The organism is Nocardia sp. CY41 (assembly GCF_009829325.1).
Classification (GTDB): Bacteria; Actinomycetota; Actinomycetes; order Mycobacteriales; family Mycobacteriaceae; genus Nocardia.
This window is the reverse complement of the sequence record NZ_VUOS01000014.1, coordinates 245,040-263,210: the sequence shown is the minus strand read 5'-3', so window position 1 is coordinate 263,210 and position 18,171 is coordinate 245,040. Positions and strand designations below refer to the sequence as shown.

General features: G+C 68.9%; 15 protein-coding genes. 9 read left to right on the top strand and 6 right to left on the bottom strand.

Translation table 11 applies throughout. The features are described from left to right. The first annotated feature begins 263 nt into the window (after window positions 1–263). From GVY64_RS17730 to GVY64_RS37865, 3 genes are read left to right on the top strand one after another with little or no spacing between them, the layout of a single operon-like run. Window positions 264–995, top strand: coding sequence for a rhomboid-like protein (locus GVY64_RS17730; protein ID WP_159842724.1), 732 nt, complete (start codon window positions 264–266; stop codon window positions 993–995). A 37-nt stretch (window positions 996–1,032) separates the two neighbouring features. After that, window positions 1,033–1,722, top strand: coding sequence for an endonuclease NucS (gene nucS / locus GVY64_RS17725; protein WP_159842722.1), 690 nt, complete (start codon window positions 1,033–1,035; stop codon window positions 1,720–1,722). A 47-nt stretch (window positions 1,723–1,769) separates the two neighbouring features. Then, on the top strand, window positions 1,770–2,078 hold the full coding sequence (locus tag GVY64_RS37865; RefSeq protein ID WP_236566916.1) for an ATP/GTP-binding protein: 309 nt from the start codon (window positions 1,770–1,772) through the stop codon (window positions 2,076–2,078). 344 nt (window positions 2,079–2,422) lie between these two features. On the opposite strand, the gene GVY64_RS17720 is transcribed toward GVY64_RS37865, so the two are convergent. Both GVY64_RS17720 and mce read right to left on the bottom strand, forming a co-directional pair. Next, complete coding sequence (locus GVY64_RS17720) at window positions 2,423–3,424, bottom strand: hypothetical protein (RefSeq protein WP_159842720.1); 1,002 nt, start codon at window positions 3,422–3,424, stop codon at window positions 2,423–2,425. An 86-nt stretch (window positions 3,425–3,510) separates the two neighbouring features. After that, window positions 3,511–3,984 carry a methylmalonyl-CoA epimerase gene (gene mce, locus GVY64_RS17715; protein ID WP_201298050.1) on the bottom strand — a complete coding sequence of 158 codons (474 nt, stop codon included), beginning with the start codon at window positions 3,982–3,984 and terminating at the stop codon, window positions 3,511–3,513. Between the two features lie 129 nt (window positions 3,985–4,113). Between mce and GVY64_RS17710 the strand changes: the two genes are divergently transcribed. From GVY64_RS17710 to GVY64_RS17700, 3 genes are all read left to right on the top strand, one after another. Continuing rightward, the gene (locus tag GVY64_RS17710) at window positions 4,114–5,292 is read left to right on the top strand and encodes an acetyl-CoA C-acetyltransferase (RefSeq protein ID WP_159842718.1); all 1,179 of its coding nucleotides are present in this window, start codon (window positions 4,114–4,116) and stop codon (window positions 5,290–5,292) included. A 996-nt stretch (window positions 5,293–6,288) separates the two neighbouring features. Continuing rightward, window positions 6,289–6,657, top strand: a complete 369-nt coding sequence (locus GVY64_RS17705) for a DUF3817 domain-containing protein (protein ID WP_159842716.1) — start codon at window positions 6,289–6,291, stop codon at window positions 6,655–6,657. Window positions 6,658–6,718: 61 nt separating this feature from the next. Then, entirely contained in the window at window positions 6,719–7,567 is an 849-nt protein-coding gene (locus GVY64_RS17700) for a tetratricopeptide repeat protein (protein WP_159842772.1), read from the top strand. A 21-nt stretch (window positions 7,568–7,588) separates the two neighbouring features. Here the strand turns inward: GVY64_RS17700 and glgB are convergent, their stop codons facing one another. The 4 genes from glgB to GVY64_RS17680 form a co-directional block, all read right to left on the bottom strand. Beyond that, window positions 7,589–9,742, bottom strand: coding sequence for a 1,4-alpha-glucan branching protein GlgB (gene glgB / locus GVY64_RS17695; protein WP_159842714.1), 2,154 nt, complete (start codon window positions 9,740–9,742; stop codon window positions 7,589–7,591). Next, window positions 9,739–11,742: an alpha-1,4-glucan--maltose-1-phosphate maltosyltransferase gene (locus tag GVY64_RS17690; protein ID WP_159842712.1), complete on the bottom strand. Its 2,004-nt coding sequence runs from the start codon at window positions 11,740–11,742 to the stop codon at window positions 9,739–9,741. The genes glgB and GVY64_RS17690 overlap by 4 nt, the downstream gene beginning before the upstream one ends. 99 nt (window positions 11,743–11,841) lie before the next feature. Then, a complete protein-coding gene (locus GVY64_RS17685) occupies window positions 11,842–12,483 on the bottom strand; it encodes a LysE family translocator (RefSeq protein ID WP_159842710.1) in 642 nt (213 codons plus the stop codon). A 150-nt stretch (window positions 12,484–12,633) separates the two neighbouring features. Beyond that, window positions 12,634–12,945 (bottom strand): hypothetical protein, encoded by a 312-nt coding sequence (locus tag GVY64_RS17680; RefSeq protein ID WP_159842708.1) that lies wholly within the window; start codon window positions 12,943–12,945, stop codon window positions 12,634–12,636. Between the two features lie 423 nt (window positions 12,946–13,368). Here GVY64_RS17680 and glgP point away from each other — a divergent pair, with 423 nt between their 5' ends. The 3 genes from glgP (at window position 13,369) to GVY64_RS17665 (ending at window position 18,107) form a co-directional block, all read left to right on the top strand. Next, on the top strand, window positions 13,369–15,942 hold the full coding sequence (gene glgP / locus GVY64_RS17675) for an alpha-glucan family phosphorylase (RefSeq protein ID WP_159842706.1): 2,574 nt from the start codon (window positions 13,369–13,371) through the stop codon (window positions 15,940–15,942). Window positions 15,943–16,050: 108 nt separating this feature from the next. Further along, window positions 16,051–17,412 (top strand): NCS2 family permease, encoded by a 1,362-nt coding sequence (locus GVY64_RS17670; RefSeq protein WP_159842704.1) that lies wholly within the window; start codon window positions 16,051–16,053, stop codon window positions 17,410–17,412. Between the two features lie 161 nt (window positions 17,413–17,573). Then, window positions 17,574–18,107, top strand: a complete 534-nt coding sequence (locus tag GVY64_RS17665) for a DoxX family protein (RefSeq protein ID WP_159842702.1) — start codon at window positions 17,574–17,576, stop codon at window positions 18,105–18,107. Window positions 18,108–18,171 lie beyond the last annotated feature (64 nt).

Genomic DNA, 18,171 nt, shown 5'->3' with positions numbered 1-18,171 from the left:
GAAGCTAAGCCTGCCAGCGCCGATGGTACTGCACTCGACAGGGTGTGGGAGAGTAGGACACCGCCGGAACATCCTTCGCGATAGGGGACCCAGATACTGGGTCCCCTATCGGCGTTTGAGCACCTGACTCTCGAGGGCCTTTCGCCGTTTACGGGACGAAACTGTGTTTTGCAGCAAATTTCCAGGGAATCCCTAGAGTACGCACCGCGCGGCCAGGCACCATGGATGGCATCGTCATACTCGCGCGGACAACGGAGGTACGCATGATCGTCGCGACGACGCCGGCCCGTTCGGCGCCGCTCGACCCCGCCGCCTCACCGCGATCGCGCCGGCGGCAGCTGAGGTTGCCAGCGACGGCCGTCTACCTGTCCGGGCTGATCATCGTCTCGGCGGTCTTCTCGGTGCTGAGCGACTCCGCGCAGACCAGGTTGGTGCTGCACGCGAGCACGAACCTGCACAACCTGCTGAGCGGCCACCTCGGGACATTGCTGGCCAGTGCCTTCGTGATCGGCGATGTCGTGGGATCGTGGGTCATCATTCCCTTGCTGGCCTGTCTGCTCGCCCTCGCCGAGCTGCGCTTCGGCGCGCTGCGGGCGGTGCGCGTCTTCCTCGCCGGTCACATCGGCGCCACCCTGCTCGTCGCGGCGGGGCTGTGGGTCGGTGTGCAAGCAGGGTGGGTCCCGGCCAGCATCCGGTGGGCCGAGGACGTCGGCGTCAGCTACGGCGCTATGGCGCTGATCGGCGCGCTGGTGGCGGCGGTGCCGCACCGGTGGCGCATCGCCTGGGCGACGCTGTGGTTCATCGTCGCGGTCGAAGGCGTGCTGATCGAGCAGACGTTCACCCACGTCGGACATCTGGTGGCGTTCATGATCGGGACCGCGGTCGGCTTTCTCATGACGACCAGGGCCACCACCCCCGTGCATCGGCTCACCCGGCTCGAGAGCGCCCTGCTCGCGGCGAGCGCGATCCTCGCCGCGACGCTGCTCATGGGCTGACCGCGGCCGTCGCGGGCCGCTCGCCTACAGTGCTTGGGTGCGCCTAGTGATTGCTCGCTGTCAGGTCGACTACGTGGGGCGACTCACCGCCCATCTGCCGATGGCCCGCAGACTGCTGCTGATGAAAGCGGACGGTTCGGTGCTCGTGCATTCCGACGGTGGCTCGTACAAGCCGCTGAACTGGATGAGCCCGCCGTGCTGGTTGGAGGAACGCAACGGTGACGCGCAACTGCCGGACGGTGCGAAGGCACTATGGGTCGTCACCAACAAGGCCGGTGAGGAACTCCGCATCACCATCGAGGACATCGAACACGACTCCTCCCACGAACTCGGCGTCGACCCGGGCTTGGTGAAAGACGGGGTGGAGGCTCATCTCCAAGAGCTGCTGGCCGAGCATGTGCACACGCTCGGGGCCGGCTTCTCGCTCATCCGTCGCGAGTACATGACCGCGATCGGTCCGGTGGACCTGCTGTGCCGGGACGCCGACGGCGGAACCGTGGCGGTGGAGATCAAACGGCGCGGTGAGATCGACGGCGTCGAACAGCTCACCCGCTACCTGGAGTTGCTGAACCGGGATCCGCTGCTCGCTCCGGTCGCGGGCGTCTTCGCCGCCCAGCAGATCAAGCCGCAGGCGCGCACGCTCGCCGAGGATCGCGGTATCCGCTGCCTCACACTGGACTACGACGCCCTACGCGGCACGGAGAGCAACGAATTCCGCCTGTTCTGAGTTCGGGGGCATGCGGGGCGCGCGCGGGCGGGTAATAGGCTTGTCGCATGCCCCGCCGGAAACCGCGCTCGGATCGCTACGCTGATCGCCGGCCGACGGGTGGCGCGCCGCTCGGAGGTGTCTTCGGACGCACCGAGTCGGGTCCGGACGGGGACGAGACCTACGTGGTTCGTACCATCCCGGGCACCCGGGCGATCAAGACCTATCGCTGCCCCGGCTGCGATCATGAGATCCCACCCGGGGTCGCTCACATCGTCGCTTGGCCTGCCTATGGCGGGGAGGACGATCGCAGGCATTGGCATCGTGGGTGCTGGAACGGCCGTCAGACCCGCCGGATCACTCGCCGGTGGTCATGACCGTTCCAATCGGGCAAGTGGGGTTGTGCCAGTAGTCGCAGCGCGCGACAGGCGTCTCCAGCGCGTAGGGGTGGTTTCGGAGGCCACTGTGCTGCGAGCACGAGAAACCCGGATGGGGACCGCGTCGTCCCGGGCGACCTGCGCCATGGCGGCGTGCCGTCGACCTGGATGCTGCACGAGATGACCTGCACAGAACCCGTTCGGCGAGCGCCGAGCGCTTTCGTCGAATGCCGTTGAGGCCGTGGGAGTTCGGACGCGGCTGGAATTAGGGAAGGCCGCCCTGGCAGGGGCGGCCTTCGGTGAATTCTGTTGAGATTTCGCTACTGTCGCCGTTGGGCCCGACGTCAGTTGCTGATGTCGGCGCTCTCGCGCTCTTCCGAGTCGATGTCGTCGTCCTCGGTGGCGACCTCGGGGATCGCCTTCTGCCGGGAACCGGTAACCGACTTGGTGTTGCCGCCGATCGACTTGCGCTGGTCCGGGACGCCGTCGAGCAATTCGCTCTCCCGGTTGACCGCGGCGAGCATCGCGGGCACCGAGTCGAGCTGACCGCGGATACCGAGCAGCTGGGCGAGCACGCGGCCGCGCAGCACGCGCATCTCCTCGGCCAGTTCCTTCGCGTGCGCGATCTTGCGCTCGGAGGTCTGGGTGGCGGAGGTGATGAGGCGGTTGGCCTCGTCGGTCGCGTCCTTGATCCGCTGGGCGGCTTCGGCGCGGCTGGTGGCTTCCAGCTCCTCCATGGCGCGGGTGAGCTTGGTGCGACGCTCGGCCATGGTGGCCTCGAAGTCCTGCTGGGTGGCCTTGCGCTTCGCGTCGGCTTCCTTCGCGATGCGGTCGGCCTCGGCCTGAGCGGCCTCGATGATCTTGGCGGACTCGGTGCGTGCGTTCGCGAGGGTCTGCTCGAACTCGATCTCGAGCGCCTCGCGCTTCTCCTTGGTCTCCGCGAGCAGCGACTCGTACTTGCCACGCATCTCGGTGGCCTGCTGCTCGGCGATCGACACCATCTCCGCAGCCTCGGCCTGGGCCAGGGCACGGACCTCGGAGGCCTCGTCGGAGGCGAGCCGGAGCATACGGGAGATGCGGTCGGACATGCCTTCCGCGGTGGTCGGCGGCACCGAGAGTCGGTCGACCTCCTTGCGGAGTTCGTCGATCTCGTCGCGCGCGTCTTCCAGCTGGCTCGCGAGGTTACGTGCTTGTGCCGCAGCCGCATCGCGGTCGGTGGCGGTGACTCTCAGTTCCGCGTCGAAGCGGTCGAAGTAATTACGCACCTCGTCTTGCGCATAACCCTTGCGCACAACGGTGAAGGGCAGTGCAACGAAGCGATTGCGATCGGACTCGGGTGACGACATGGCACACAAACTACAGCCTGGGGGCAGCCGATGGTGACTCGACTGCGAATGTCATTCCAACGAGTTTTCCCCGCCTGACGGCGATACTAGTGCGTAACATTCGCGTTTGGTTCGACCAACTCGATCAGCACACCTCCAGCATCCTTCGGGTGGATGAAATTGATGCGAGAATCGGCCGTTCCGTGCCGTGGCGCCTCGTACAGCAAACGCAGACCCTTGGCGCGCAGGTGCGCCGAGACGGCCTCGATGTCGGTCACCCGGTAGGCCAGTTGCTGCAAGCCCGGCCCGCTGCGGTCGATGAACTTCGCGATGGTGGATTCCGCGTCGAGTGGGGCCAGCAACTGCAGGGCAGTGGCGCGGTCGGGTGCGCCGGGCAGCGACAGCATCGCCTCGTGCACGCCCTGAGCCTCGTTGACCTCGCGGTGGGTCTCGACCATGCCGAGGTTCTCGGCGTACCAGGCGACCGCGGCGTCCAGGTCCGGCACCGCGATGCCGACGTGGTCGACCGCGGTCACGTAATCCGCCGGGATGAAAGATGACTGTTCGATAACGTTGCTCACCCTTCGAAAGTAGCGCGACCTGGCCCGGGGCGCGCGAGACGCACCCGCTACCGTTGAGTAGGAACACCTGCTCTCGCGCGGCCCGATGCGGGCGCGAGGCAGGTCCGATCTACGAATGCGAGGCTCGTCGTGACCACTTCCGTGATCGTCTCCGGTGCGCGTACCCCGGTCGGAAGGCTGCTCGGAGGTCTGAAGGACTTCAGCGGTTCCGATCTGGGCGGGTTCGCGATCAAGGCGGCGCTGGAGAAGGGCGGCGTCGCGCCCGACCAGGTCGACTACGTGATCATGGGTCAGGTGCTTACCGCGGGCGCGGGGCAGATTCCGGCCCGGCAGGCGGCGGTCGCCGCCGGCATCCCGATGGACGTGCCCGCGCTGACGCTGAACAAGGTCTGCCTGTCCGGCATCAACGCGATCGCGCTGGCCGATCAGCTGATCCGGGCGGGCGAGTACGAGATCGTCGTCGCGGGCGGTCAGGAGTCGATGAGCCAGGCGCCGCACCTGCTGGAGAAGAGCAGGGAGGGCTTCAAGTACGGCGATGTGACGCTGCGCGACCACATGGCCTACGACGGTCTGCACGACATCTTCACCGATCAGGCCATGGGCGCGCTCACCGAGCAGCGCAACGAGACCGACCGGATCAGCCGGGAGGACCAGGACGCGTTCGCGGCCGCTTCGCACCAGCGTGCGGCGGCGGCGTGGAAGAACGGCATCTTCGACGACGAGGTGGTTCCGGTCGCGGTGCCGCAGCGCAAGGGCGATCCGGTGCTGGTGACCACGGACGAGGGCATTCGCGCCGACACCACGGTGGAGTCGCTGGCCAAGCTGCGCCCGGCGTTCCGCAAAGACGGCACCATCACCGCGGGGACCGCGTCGCAGATCTCCGACGGCGCCGCCGCCGTCGTGGTGATGAGCAAGGAGAAGGCGCAGTCGCTCGGGTTGTCCTGGATCGCCGAGATCGGCGCGGCGGGCGTGGTCGCGGGCCCGGACTCGACCTTGCAGGACCAGCCCGCGAACGCGATCGCCAAAGCCTGCGCGCGCGAGGGCATCTCGCCCGCCGACCTGGACCTGGTGGAGATCAACGAGGCGTTCGCCGCGGTCGGCGTCGCGTCCACCCGCAAGCTGGGCATCGACCCGGAGAAGGTGAACGTCAACGGTGGCGCGATCGCCATCGGGCACCCCCTGGGCATGTCCGGCGCCCGCATCCTGCTGCACCTGGTGCTGGAGCTGAAGCGCCGCGGCGGCGGCGTCGGCGCGGCCGCGCTCTGCGGCGGCGGCGGGCAGGGCGACGCGCTGATCGTCCGCGTCTGACCCCGGCGGGGCGACACCCCGCGCCGAACCGTGCCGATGGCCGCCCCGATGTGGGTGGCCATCGCTCTATTCACGGCCATCGCCTGGTGGGGCGATGAGCGGCCACTGAGTGCGTGGCGTGTCGACGAAGAGGATGCGCGGAAATCGGTCGACAGTGGTCGCCCTCTCGTCCTGCTGCAAACGGAGCTGGGTCAATGGCCGCCGAGCTTCCGGCTATGCGAGACCGAGCACGTCATTGCGGCAGTCGGTCCGAAGTCGGAGGGGCGCTCGTCCTGGCTGGGCCGCAAGAAGTGCGGCGGCCACAAGTGCGTAGCGGCGCGATCGAAAGCTCCGGGTCGCGTGCTCTCGGTTCTGCGTTTGCATGCTGACGTGCCCGGCTCGCTTCGACCACGGGTATCGAGCGAAGCGAGACGGAGTTCGCGGGCCCCGTCTCGCGTCCGAGTGGCCTGTCCGCGTAGGCGGAGGGGTGGTGCCCGCCGTGCGCCGCGAGACGAGATGCGGCGGGAGGGAGCGTGACGGCGGGACGAAGTCCGTCGGTCGCCAAATCTTGGTTCTGTGTGCGCATGCCGTCCTGCCCGGCTCACTTCGACTACGGGATTCGAGCGAAGTGAGACGCAGTTCGTGGCCTCGTCTCGCGTCCGAGTGGTCTGTCCGAATAGGCGGAGGTCCGAGATCCGCCGTGTGCCGCCAGAGGGGGTGCGGCGGCCGGGAGCGTGACGGCGGGACCGAAGTCTGTTGGTCGCGTGCTCTGGTTCTGCGTGTGCACGCGGTCGTGCCCGGCTCGCCCCGACTACCGGTTTAGAGCGAAGCGAGACCGAGCATTGCCCGTTCGCGGCCCGGCTCGCGTTTGCGCGGCCGCCGCGTACGCGACGAAGGAGCAAGCGGTGGTCGCGCAACGCGAGCCGAGAGGGGGCCGCGAACGGGCGGCGCCGCAGGCGCCGCAAATTAGACACAGCTCACTACGACAGTGTGTAGTGCATCCGGCAGAATGGGCGCATGGGCAATGTCTTCGACCTGAGCACGGTGGCCAAGCGGTTTCGTTTCATCGCGGTGCTCGAGGCGATCTCGTGGGTGCTGCTGATCATCGGCATGGTGTTCAAGCGGATTCCGGAGCCGGTGTTGTGGCCGGTCAAGGTGTTCGGCATGACGCACGGCATCGTGTTCGTGCTGTTCGTGATCACCGCGATCGTGGCGGCGCGCGAGCTGGGGTGGAACGCCAAGACCACCGTCCTCGCGCTGCTGTCCAGCATCCCGCCGTTCTGCACGGTGCTGTTCGAAGTGTGGGCGGTGCGTTCGGGGCAGTTGGGTGAGCTGAGCAACGCCGGTTCGGCCGAGTCCGGGGCACCCGTATCCGCCACGTCGTGACAAACTGGAAGTCGTGAATCGACCAGCCGCACGCCGTCCTTCGCCCGCTGTCGCCGCCGCCATGTCCGGAGCGGTCGATCTGTCCAGCCTGAAGCAGCCCGCGGGAGGCGCGGGCGCCGCGGCCGGTGGCGACCACGCGGTGTCCGAGGCCGATTTCGAGACCAAGGTCCTGCGCCGGTCCATGCAGGTGCCCGTGGTGGTGGTGCTGTACTCGCAGCGCAGCCCGGGCAGCATCGAGCTGGTCCGCACGTTGGAGCGTCTGGTCGCCGCCGACGGCGGCACCTGGGATCTGGCCACGGTCGAAGCCGAGGCCAATATGCGGATCGCGCAGGCGTTGCGGGTGCAGGGCATCCCGACGGTGATCGCGATCGCGGCCGGGCAGCCCCTGGCCGATTTCGAGGGCGCCCAGCCCGAGCCGCAGGTGCGGCAGTGGCTGAACGCGGTGGTCGACGCGGTGGCGGGCAAGCTCGAGGGTGGCGGGCAGCCGCAGCAGCCTGCCGAGGATCCGCGTTTCGCGGCGGCCGAGGCGGCGCTGGAGCAGGGTGACCTGGCCGGCGCCGAGGCGGCCTACCAAGCGATTCTCGACGCCGAGCCGGCGAACGAGGAGGCCAAGGGCGCGTTGCGCCAGCTCCGCTTCCTCGCTCGGGCTCAGGACCTGCCGGAGTCGGCCGTCGCGGAGGCCGACGCCGATCCGTCGAATGTCGACGCCGCGATCCGAGCCGCCGATCTCGAACTGTTCCAGCAGCGTCCGGAGGCGGCGTTCGATCGGCTGATCGGCGTGGTCAAGCGCACTTCCGGCGACGACCGCACCAAGGCGCGGACCCGTTTGCTGGAGCTGTTCGAGCTGTTCGATCAGGCCGAGCCGTTCGTCGTGGCCGCGCGCCGCAAGCTGGCCGCCGCGCTGTACTGAGTCCGTGGCCGGCGCGGCTCGCTAGCTGTGGCGCAACCAGACCGCGGCGTGCGGCGCGAGCGTCACGGCGGCCGAGGCGGGACGGCCGTGCCACGGCTCGTCGGTCGCCGGCACCTCGCCGAGGTTGCCCAGGCCGGAGCCGCCGTAGTCCGCGGCGTCGGTGTTGAGGATCTCGAGCCAGCGTCCCGGCCGGGGCAGGCCGACCCGGTAGGCGTCATGGGTCGACCCGGAGAAGTTGTAGACGCAGGCCACCACGGAGCCGTCGGAACCGTAGCGCAGGAACGCCAGCACGTTGTTCGCGCTGTCGTCCGCTTCGATCCAGGCGTAACCGCCCGGGGTGGTGTCCTGGCTCCACAGAGCGGGGTGGCCGCGGTAGACCGCGTTCATGTCCCGCACGAGTGTGGTGATGCCCTGGTGCAGCGGGTTGTCCCGTTCGTGCCAGTCCAGGCCGCGATCGTGCGACCATTCCCGGAACTGGCCGAAATCCTGGCCCATGAACAGCAGCTGTTTACCCGGGTGGGCCCACATGTAGGCGAGTAGGGCGCGCACTCCGGCGGCTTTGGCGAAATCGTCGCCCGGCATCCTGGTCCACAGCGTGCCTTTGCCGTGCACGACCTCGTCATGGCTGATCGGCAGCACGTAGTTCTCGCTCCAGGCGTATACCAGCGAGAAAGTGATCTCGTTGTGGTGCCAGGAGCGGTGCACCGGATCGCGGCCGAGGAACCCGAGGGTGTCGTGCATCCAGCCCATGTTCCATTTCATGGTGAAGCCGAGACCGCCCACGTCGGTGCCGCGGGTGACGCCGGGCCAGGTGGTGGACTCCTCGGCGATCGTCACGACGCCGGGGTGCTGCCGGTGCAACGTCTCGTTGAGTTCCTGCAGGAAGTCGACGGCCTCCAGGTTCTCTCGTCCGCCGTGCACGTTCGGCTCCCACTGGCCTTCGCCGCGGGAGTAGTCGAGGTAGAGCATGGAGGCGACCGCGTCGACGCGCAGACCGTCGATGTGGAATTCCTCGATCCAGTAGCGAGCGTTGGCGATGAGGAAGTTACGCACTTCGTGCCTGCCGAAGTCGAACACCAAAGTTCCCCAGTCGAGTTGCTCGCCCCGGCGGGGGTCGGCGTGCTCGTAGAGCGCGGTGCCATCGAAACGGGCCAGCGCCCACTCGTCGCGCGGGAAGTGGGCGGGGACCCAGTCCAGCAGGACGCCGATGCCCGCCGCATGCATCCTGTCGACGAACGCGCGGAAGTCGTCGGGGGAGCCGAAGCGTGCCGTCGGGGCGTAGTAGGAGGTGACCTGGTAACCCCACGAGCCGCCGAACGGATGCTCGGCGATCGGGAGCAGTTCGATGTGGGTGTATCCGGTCGCCGCTACGTACTCGGCGAGCTGGTCGGCCAGCTCGCGGTAGCCGAGTCCCGGCCGCCACGACCCGAGATGCACCTCGTAGACGCTCATGGGCGCGCGGGTGGGGTCGGTGGCGGCGCGCTGCTCGAGCCAGGCGTGGTCGTGCCACGCGTGGTGGCTCTCGGCGACCACCGATGCGGTCGCCGGAGGTTGTTCGGTGGCGAAGGCGAGCGGGTCGGCATGGTCGACGGTCCGTCCGTCGGCGCCGTGCACGCGATATTTGTACTTGGTCCCGGGCCCGACACCCGGGACGAAGACTTCCCAGACCCCGGAGGATCCCAAGCTGCGCATCGGCGCGGTGTTGCCGCTCCAACCGTCGAAGTCCCCGATGACGGTGACGCCGCGTGCGTTCGGCGCCCACACCGCGAACGACGTGCCCGTCACCTCGCCGTCGAGGGTGGTGTAGCGGCGCGGGTGGGCGCCGAGCACCTCCCACAGGCGTTCGTGGCGGCCTTCGCCGATCAGGTGCAGGTCGAGTTCGCCGAGCGTGGGCAGGAAGCGGTAGCCGTCGGCGCTGACGATGGTCTGGCCGCCGGGATAGGTGGTGACGACGCGGTAGTCCATGACCTCCGGGTACGGCAGCACCGCGGCGAACACACCGTGACCCAGGGGTTTCAGCGCATGGTCGACGCCGCCGACGCGCACCGCCACGGTTTCGGCGTGCGGGCGCAGCACCCGCACGGCCGTGCCGTCGGGATGGGGATGCGCGCCCAGCACGGTGTGCGGGTCGGTGTGGGTGCCTGCCGCGAGCAGCATGAGATCGCGACGTTTCATCGCAGCGTCCTGCGGTAGGCCAGCTCGGTGCGCGCTTGCTGCGACACGGGGGGAAGGGCGATGATGTGCGCGACGGCGTGGGCGGGGTCCAACCGTACGTAATTGGTCTGCGCCCAGTGATACTCCTCCCCGCTGACCTCGTCGTACACCACCGGATGGTCGTGCCATTCGCGGCCGATCGCGGGCAGATCGAGCGAGAGCATGCCCCACTCGGCGCCGAAGGGGTTGAGGTTCACCACGACCAGCACGGCGTCGCCGCCGACCGGGTCGATCTTGGAGTAGGCGAGCAGCGCGTCGTTGTCCACGTGATGGAAATGCAGGCAGCGCAGCTGTTGCAGGGCCGGGTGCGCCCGGCGGATCTCGTTGAGCCGGGTGAGCCACGGCTCCAGTGATTCGCCGCGCGCGAGCGCCTCGGCGAACGGGCGCGGGCGCAGCTCGTACTTCTCCGAGTCGAGGTACTCCTCGCTGTCGGGGCGCACTGCCTGATGCTCGAACAGTTCGAAGCCGGAGTAGACGCCCCAGGTCGGCGCGAGGGTGGCGGCCAGGACGGCGCGGATGGCGAACATGCCCGGCCCGCCGTGCTGGAGGCTTTCGTGCAGGATGTCGGGGGTGTTCACGAACAGGTTCGGGCGGGCCTCGTCGGCCTTGGCGGCCAGTTCGCTGCCGAACTCGGTGAGCTCCCATTTGGCCACACGCCAGGTGAAATACGTGTACGACTGGCTGAATCCGCGCCGGGCCAGCCCGTAGAGCCGGGCAGGGCGGGTGAACGCCTCGGACAGGAAGATGACGTCCGGATCGGTGCGCCACACGTTCGCGATCAGCCACTCCCAGAAATCGGCGGGCTTGGTGTGCGGGTTGTCGACACGGAAGACAGTGACGCCCAGACCGATCCAGTGCCGGACCACCCGCAGCACTTCGGCGTAAAGGCCGTCGGGATCGTTGTCGAAGTTGACCGGGTAGATGTCCTGGTACTTCTTGGGCGGGTTCTCCGCGAAGGCTATGGTGCCGTCGGGCAGGGTGGTGAACCACTCAGGATGCGCCTGCACCCACGGGTGATCGGGCGCGCACTGCAAGGCGAGGTCGAGCGCCACCTCGAGGCCGAGTTCCCGAGCCTTGCGGACGAATTCGGCGAATTCGGCTTCGGTGCCCAGGTCCGGGTGGACGGCGTCGTGACCGCCGTACTTCGAGCCGATGGCCCACGGTGAGCCGACGTCGTCCGGCTCCGCCGTGAGCGCGTTGTTGCGTCCCTTGCGGTTGATCTCGCCGATCGGGTGGATCGGCGGCAGGTAGACGACGTCGAAACCCATGCCTGCGATGCGCGGGAGCTCTTCGGCCGCCGTGGCGAAGGTGCCGTGGACCGGCTTGCCCGCGGCGTCACGGCCGCCGGTCGAGCGCGGGAAGAACTCGTACCAGGAACCGTAGAGCGCACGAGGTCGCTCGACCTGGACGGTGTGCTGGGGCCCGCGAGTGACCAGGTCGCGCAGCGGTGTGGCGCGCAGGATCTCGGCGACTTCCCCGGTGAAGGCCGGGGCCACCCGGGCGGGCAGTTGTTCGTCACTGCGCAGCGCCGCCGCGACCGCGCGTAGGCGCTGGAACTGTTTCTTGGGGACGGCCTGCGCCGCGCGCTCGAACAGGCGGGCGCCCAGCTCCAGGTCGTTGGCCAGATCGGCGGCGCTCTGCCCGACGGCCAGTTTCGCCTCGATCGCCGAGCGCCAGGTCGCGATGGGATCGCTCCAGCCTTCGATCCGGTAGGTCCACGCGCCCGGCGCATTCGGGGTGAAGGTCGCGTTGAAGACGTCGGGTTCGTAGTCCGGCATCATGCGGATGCGGGTGACCCGCGAGGCGCCAGGGGCGCGCACGACGAGGGTGGCGGCGACGGCATCGTGGCCCTCGCGCCACACGACGGTGCGCACCGGGAATACTTCGCCGACCACCGCCTTGGCGGGCCGGCCGCCTGGGATGGACGGGGCAGTGTCATCGATAGCGATGCGGCCGGTCACGGGACCAACTTACCGGTAACCGGCCTTCCGGACCCGATCCGCCGAAGTTTCCAGCCCGGTTCCGGACCCTTGTCGCGGGCGCTGAGCTGGGCTTTCGCTTCAGCGAGCGTCGGCGGCGAGGCCGAGTCCGAGCGCTACCAGGACCGCGCCGATGGCGCGCTCCACTCGCTGCCGGATACCGGCGCGGCGCAGCCAGGCGCCCGCGCGGTCGGCGGCCAGGACCACCCCGACGCACCACGCGGTGTCGATCACCAGCTGGATGAGCGCCAGGATCACCACGGTCGGCAGCACCGGGCCGTCGGACGGCAGGAACTGGGGAAGAACGGTGAGCCCGAAGACCGCCGCTTTGGGGTTGGCCGCGATCGAGATCAGCGATGCGCGGAAGGCGGCTGCGGGCGTGCGGCCCGCGGGCAGCATACGCGTCATCGCACTGCCGAACTCGCCGTCGGCGCGGGCGCCGCGCCACGCCTGCACACCGAGCCAGATCAGCACCAGCGCGCCGACGACGTGCACGGCCGTGTGCATGGCTCGGTTCGCGACCAGCAGGACGGACAGCCCCGCCCCGCCCGCCAGCGTCCAGCCGAGCACGCCGATCTCGTTCCCGGCCACCGCCGCCAGACCCGCGGTACGACCGTCCCGGACAGCGCGCTGGAGGAACAGGGCGGTGGCAGGCCCCGGGAGCGCGGCGATGAACAGGCAGGCCAACAGGAACTGCGGCAGGACGTGAACCCAGTGCGGCATCAGCCGATGCTGTCATCTCGTCCCTGCTCGGGCCACCAATTTTCGTGCCCGCGGCCGGTGCCGGATCGGGCCGCCCGGGCGGCCACCGCCGTCGCGCATGGTGCGCTGGGTGGCCGCCCGGCGTTCGACGCCACGTTCACGAGATACTGCTTACGGCATGACCAGGCATGCGAAGCCGAGGTTCATCCCGTTGCCCACCGTCATCGCGGGTGAGGTCCAGGCGGGGCCGGCGCCTTGCGTCGCGGAGATGGTGTGCTGTCCGGTCGCGCCGGGGATCCAGACTGTCGTGGCCTGGTTGCCGACCACCGTCGCGGGATTCGGCGAGAAGCTGCCTCCCGCACTGTCGGCGAACTGAACGGGATCGGACGAAGAATTGTCCACCGTCGCCGTCACCCGGTACTGGCAATTGGTGCCGTAGTTCCCGAGTCCGAAACTCATGCCTTGGGCGGGGCTCGCGGTCACCGTCGTAACCGCCGCGCCGGCGGTGGGGGCGACGAGAACGAATGCCGCCGCGCAAACTCCGAACCCCGTGATCGCTGCTCCAGCGCGCGACCAGCGCCGATCGCGGGCGCGATTTGGGTGTGCTGTCATCCACATCTCGATCACTCCCGTACTGATTCGGTTGGTGCGGCCGGTTGGTCCGCACAGCTTGTGGGTTTGCCCGGCGTACCGGAGTTCACAAGCGAGCGCGGGTCTCGATCGGATAGCGGGAACAAGGGCGCCGGTGCGCCCGCCGTGGCCGTTCCGTGACGGTAGCGAGCCTTACGTAGCCGCGGGTGCGCTGCTTCATTCGACCCGCGCGATGCGGAAACACGCTGGTCGGGAGGTTGTTCTGAGCGCGGTCGCGCGGGTCGGGGGCACCGGGCGCCGTGTAGGTTCTACCCAATGAAGGCATTGCGTCGTTTCACCGTCCGTGCCCATCTGCCCGAGCGCTTGGCGGCCCTGGGTGAACTCGCCACGAATCTGCGCTGGTCGTGGCATCCGCCCACCCAGGACCTGTTCGCGGCGTTGGATCCGCGGCGGTGGCAGGAGATGGGGCACGATCCGGTCCGGATCCTGGGCGAGGTACCCGCGGCGCGACTGGACGAGCTGGCCGCCGACCCCGACTACGTCGCGCGTGTCGACGCAGCGGCGGCGGACCTGCGCGAGTACCTGGCGGCGCCGGGCTGGTTCCAGCGCAGGGCGGGGGAGGAAGGCGTGCGCGGCATCGCCTACTTCTCGATGGAGTTCGGTGTCACCGAAGTGCTGCCGAACTATTCCGGCGGACTCGGCATTCTGGCCGGTGACCACCTGAAGGCCGCCTCCGATCTCGGCCTGCCGCTGATCGGCGTGGGATTGCTGTATCGCTCAGGGTATTTCCGGCAATCCCTGACGACGGACGGCTGGCAGGCCGAGCACTATCCGGCGCTCGATCCGCAGGGCCTGCCGCTGCGGGCGCTCACTTCCGACGGTTCGCCGGTGCTCATCCACGTGGCGATGCCGGACCGCAGGGTGTTGCGTGCGCGGGTATGGATCGCGCAGGTCGGGCGGGTTCCGCTGTTGCTGCTCGACTCGGACATCGCCGAGAACGACCCGGAACTGCGCGCGGTCACCGACCGGCTCTACGGCGGCGACCAGGAACACCGCATCCGCCAGGAGATCCTCGCGGGCATCGGCGGAGTGCGGGCGGTGCGCGCGTTCACCGCGTCCGCCGGGCTGCCCGATCCCGATGTGTTCCACATGAACGAAGGCCACGCGGGTTTCCTCGGTGTCGAACGCATCCGGGAATTCGTCGCGGCCGGACAAGACTTCGATTCCGCACTCGCCGCCGTGCGCGCCGGCACGGTGTTCACCACGCATACTCCGGTCCCGGCGGGCATCGACCGGTTCCCCATGCCGATGGTGCGGCGCTACTTCGGCGGTGCGCACGGCGAATCCGAATCCGCCCTGCTGCCGGGCCTTTCCGTGGACCGGATCGTGGCGCTCGGCCGCGAAGCCGACCCGTCGGTCTTCAATATGGCGCACATGGGTCTGCGGCTCGCGCAGCGCGCCAACGGCGTCTCGAAGCTGCACGGCGCGGTCAGCCGGTCGATGTTCGCCTCGCTGTGGCCGGGGTTCGACCCTGCGGAGGTGCCGATCGGCTCGGTCACCAACGGCGTGCACGCCACTACGTGGGCGGCGCGGGAGTGGGTGGACAAGGCGCGCGAGCACATCGGCGCGGAACTGGTGGAGGAGGGGCGCGGCTGGGAACGGCTGCGCGACGTCGATCTGACCGAACTGTGGTCGACCCGCAACACGCTGCGCGGCATCCTCGTCGACGAGGTGCGCCGCAGGCTGCGCGCGTCGTGGCTGGAGCGCGGCGCCGCGGAGGCCGAACTCGGCTGGGTGAACGGTGTCTTCGACCCGAACGTGCTGACCGTCGGGTTCGCGCGGCGGGTGCCGACCTACAAGCGCCTCACCCTCATGCTGCGCGACCCGCAGCGGTTGCGCGCCCTGCTGCTGGACCCGCGGCGGCCGATGCAGCTGGTCGTGGCGGGCAAGAGCCACCCGGCCGACGACGGCGGCAAGGCGCTCATCCAGCAGGTGGTGCGCTTCGCCGACGACCCGGAGGTACGGCACCGGATCGTCTTCCTGCCCGACTACGACATGTCGATGGCCCGCTACCTGTACTGGGGCTGCGATGTCTGGCTGAACAACCCGCTGCGGCCGCTGGAGGCGTGCGGCACCTCCGGCATGAAGTCCGCGCTCAACGGCGGGCTCAACCTGTCCATCCGGGACGGTTGGTGGGACGAGATGTACGACGGCGAGAACGGCTGGGCCATTCCGACCGCGGAGGGCGTCCGGGACGAGCACCGCCGCGACGATCTGGAGGCCACCGCGCTCTACGACCTGTTCGAGCGCGCGGTGGCGCCGCGCTTCTACGAGCGCGACGCGTCCGGGATGCCGGTGCGCTGGGTCGAGATGGTCCGGCACACGCTGCAGACCCTGGGACCGAAGGTCCTGGCTTCCCGGATGGTCCGCGATTACGCGGTGGAGTACTACGCTCCCGCCGCCGCGGCCCATCAGCGGGCGACGGCCGACGATTTCGCCGTCGCTCGGGCCATCGCCGAGTATCGCCGCCGGGTCGAGTCGGCGTGGCCCTCGGTCAAGGTGATCCAGGTGGACAGCGCGGGATTGCCGGACACGCCGGTGATCGGGGCGCGGCTGTCGCTGACCGCGCGGGTCGAACTCGGCGGATTGAGCGTGCCCGACGTGGTGGTGCAGGCGGTGCTGGGCCGGGTGTCGGCGACCGACGACCTCTCCGACACCACCACGGTCCCGATGACCCACACCGGGTCGGATGCCGGTGCGGAGCTGTTCACCGTCGACACCCCGCTGCCGCTGTCCGGCGCGGTCGGCTACACCGTGCGCGTGCTGCCGCACAGCGATCTGCTGGCCTCCGACGCCGAGTTCGGGTTGGTCTCCGCGCCGAGCGCGTAGCCCGGGTGGCGCCGGTCACGGTGGCGCCACCGCGGGTTGCCCCGGGCAGTGAACCGTCGGTTACCGTGCCCTTGGCCCGCCCCGCACCGTTCTCGACTGGAGTCACCCATGGTCACCGACGTTCTGCACCGGACCCGAGGACGCCTCGACGGGTACTTCGGGGTCCGCTCGACCGGCTCGACCGTCAAGCGTGAAGTCATGGCGGGAACCGTGACGTTCCTCGCCATGTCCTACGTCCTCGCGGTCAATCCCGCGGTGCTCGGCGACCAGGGAGCGCTGGGCGACCGGGGCATCCCCATGCAGGCGGTGTTCACCGCCACCGCCGTCGCCGCGGTGTTCGGCACGCTGGTCATGGGACTGTGGGCGCGGTATCCGATCGCGCTCGCGCCGGGCATGGGGCTCAACGCGTTCTTCGCGTACACGGTGGTGCTCGGCATGGGGATTCCGTGGCAGGTCGCGCTGTCGGGCACATTCCTGTCCGGCGCCATCTTCTTCGTCCTGGCTGTGACGCGGATTCGCGAACGCATCCTCAACGCGATCCCGATGCAGCTCAAACTCGCCGTGGGCGCGGGTATCGGGTTGTTCGTGGCCTTCCTCGGCCTGAAGAACGCCGGGATCGTGGTGAACAGCGACGCGACACTGGTCACCCTCGGCGACTTCACCGAGGGCACCACGCTGCTCGCGCTGTTCGGGTTGCTGGTGACCGTGGTGTTCCTGGTGCGGGGCTGGCACGGGGCGGTGCTCTACGGCATCGTGCTCACCACGATCGTCGGCATCGTCAGCGGCTTGGTCGATCTGCCCAAGGGCGTGTTCGCCGCGCCGAAGGGGCTCGAGCACACCTTCGGCCAGGCGATCGTCCATCTCCCCGACGCGTTCACCGGTCAGATGGCCGTGGTGGTGCTGACCATGCTGTTCGTCGATTTCTTCGACGCTTCCGGCACGCTCATCGGCGTCGCGAACCAAGCCGGTCTGCTGGACGCGGACGGCAGGCTGCCGCGCGCCGCGAGCGCGCTGGCGGCGGACTCCGTGGGCACCATGGCCGGCGCGGTCATCGGCACCTCCACGACCACCGCCTATGTGGAATCCACCGCGGGCGTCTCGGCGGGCGGACGGACCGGATTGACCGCCGTCACCACGGCGGGCTGGTTCCTCCTCGCGATGTTCTGCTATCCGATCTTCGCGGTGGTGGCCGGTTCCGGCGAGGTGACCGCGCCCGCGCTGATCGTGGTCGGCATCCTGATGGCCCGCTCGCTGGGCCAGATCGATTGGAACCGCCTGGAGTACTCGGTTCCCGCGTTCGTCACCATCGTGATGATGCCGCTGACGTACTCCATCGCCAACGGCCTGGCCATGGGCATGCTGCTGTATCCGGTGGTCATGGCGGCCCGCGGGCGGGTCAAGGAGGTGCACCCGGCGATGTGGGCGCTGATGCTGGTTTTCCTCGGCTACTTCTTCTTCCTCGCGGAGTGACCCTTCGCTCGTTGTCGCGCTGAACCATCCCTGGCGCTCGTCCGTGGAATAGACCGAGAGATCGGGCAGTTGGCCTTTTTGTGAGATAATCGGACCGTAGTCCGTTTATTCGTAGAAGTAATGATCGTGTCCGCAACGACAGCGCAGGGATGAGGACCAGCATGACCATCAAATCCGTACTCGACAGAACCGGCACCGACAGCGAATTGGACGGCATCGCCACCGACATCGGCCTGCTGATCGTGCGCGTCGTCTTCGGCGGCCTGCTCGCGGCGCATGGGGCCCAGAAACTCTTCGGCTGGTGGGGCGGACCGGGTCTGCAGGCCAACGCCGACGGCTTCGAGCAGATGGGTTACAACCCGGGCAAGGTGTTCGGGACGCTGGCGGGCCTGAGCGAGCTCAGCGGCGGTCTTCTCCTGCTGCTCGGCCTGCTGACGCCGCTGGCCGGGGCGATCGTGCTGGGCACGATGATCAACGCGATCAACGCCACGTGGGCGGGCGGCCTGCTGGGCGGGTACGAAATGGGCGTGTTGTTCGCGGTGGTCGGCGCGGCGCTGCCGTTCACCGGGCCCGGCAAGTTCTCCTTGGACGCCGGACGTCCCTGGGAACGCCACGGATTCGTGTGGGGCGTGGGTGCGTTGATACTCGCGGTCGTGACGGGCGTGCTCACCCTGATCCTCAAATGGGCGCTCTGACCCTGCGGCACGGCCGGATTCGCGGCGCGGTGACCTCGGTCGCCGGGCCGCGGTCGTGTGCGGG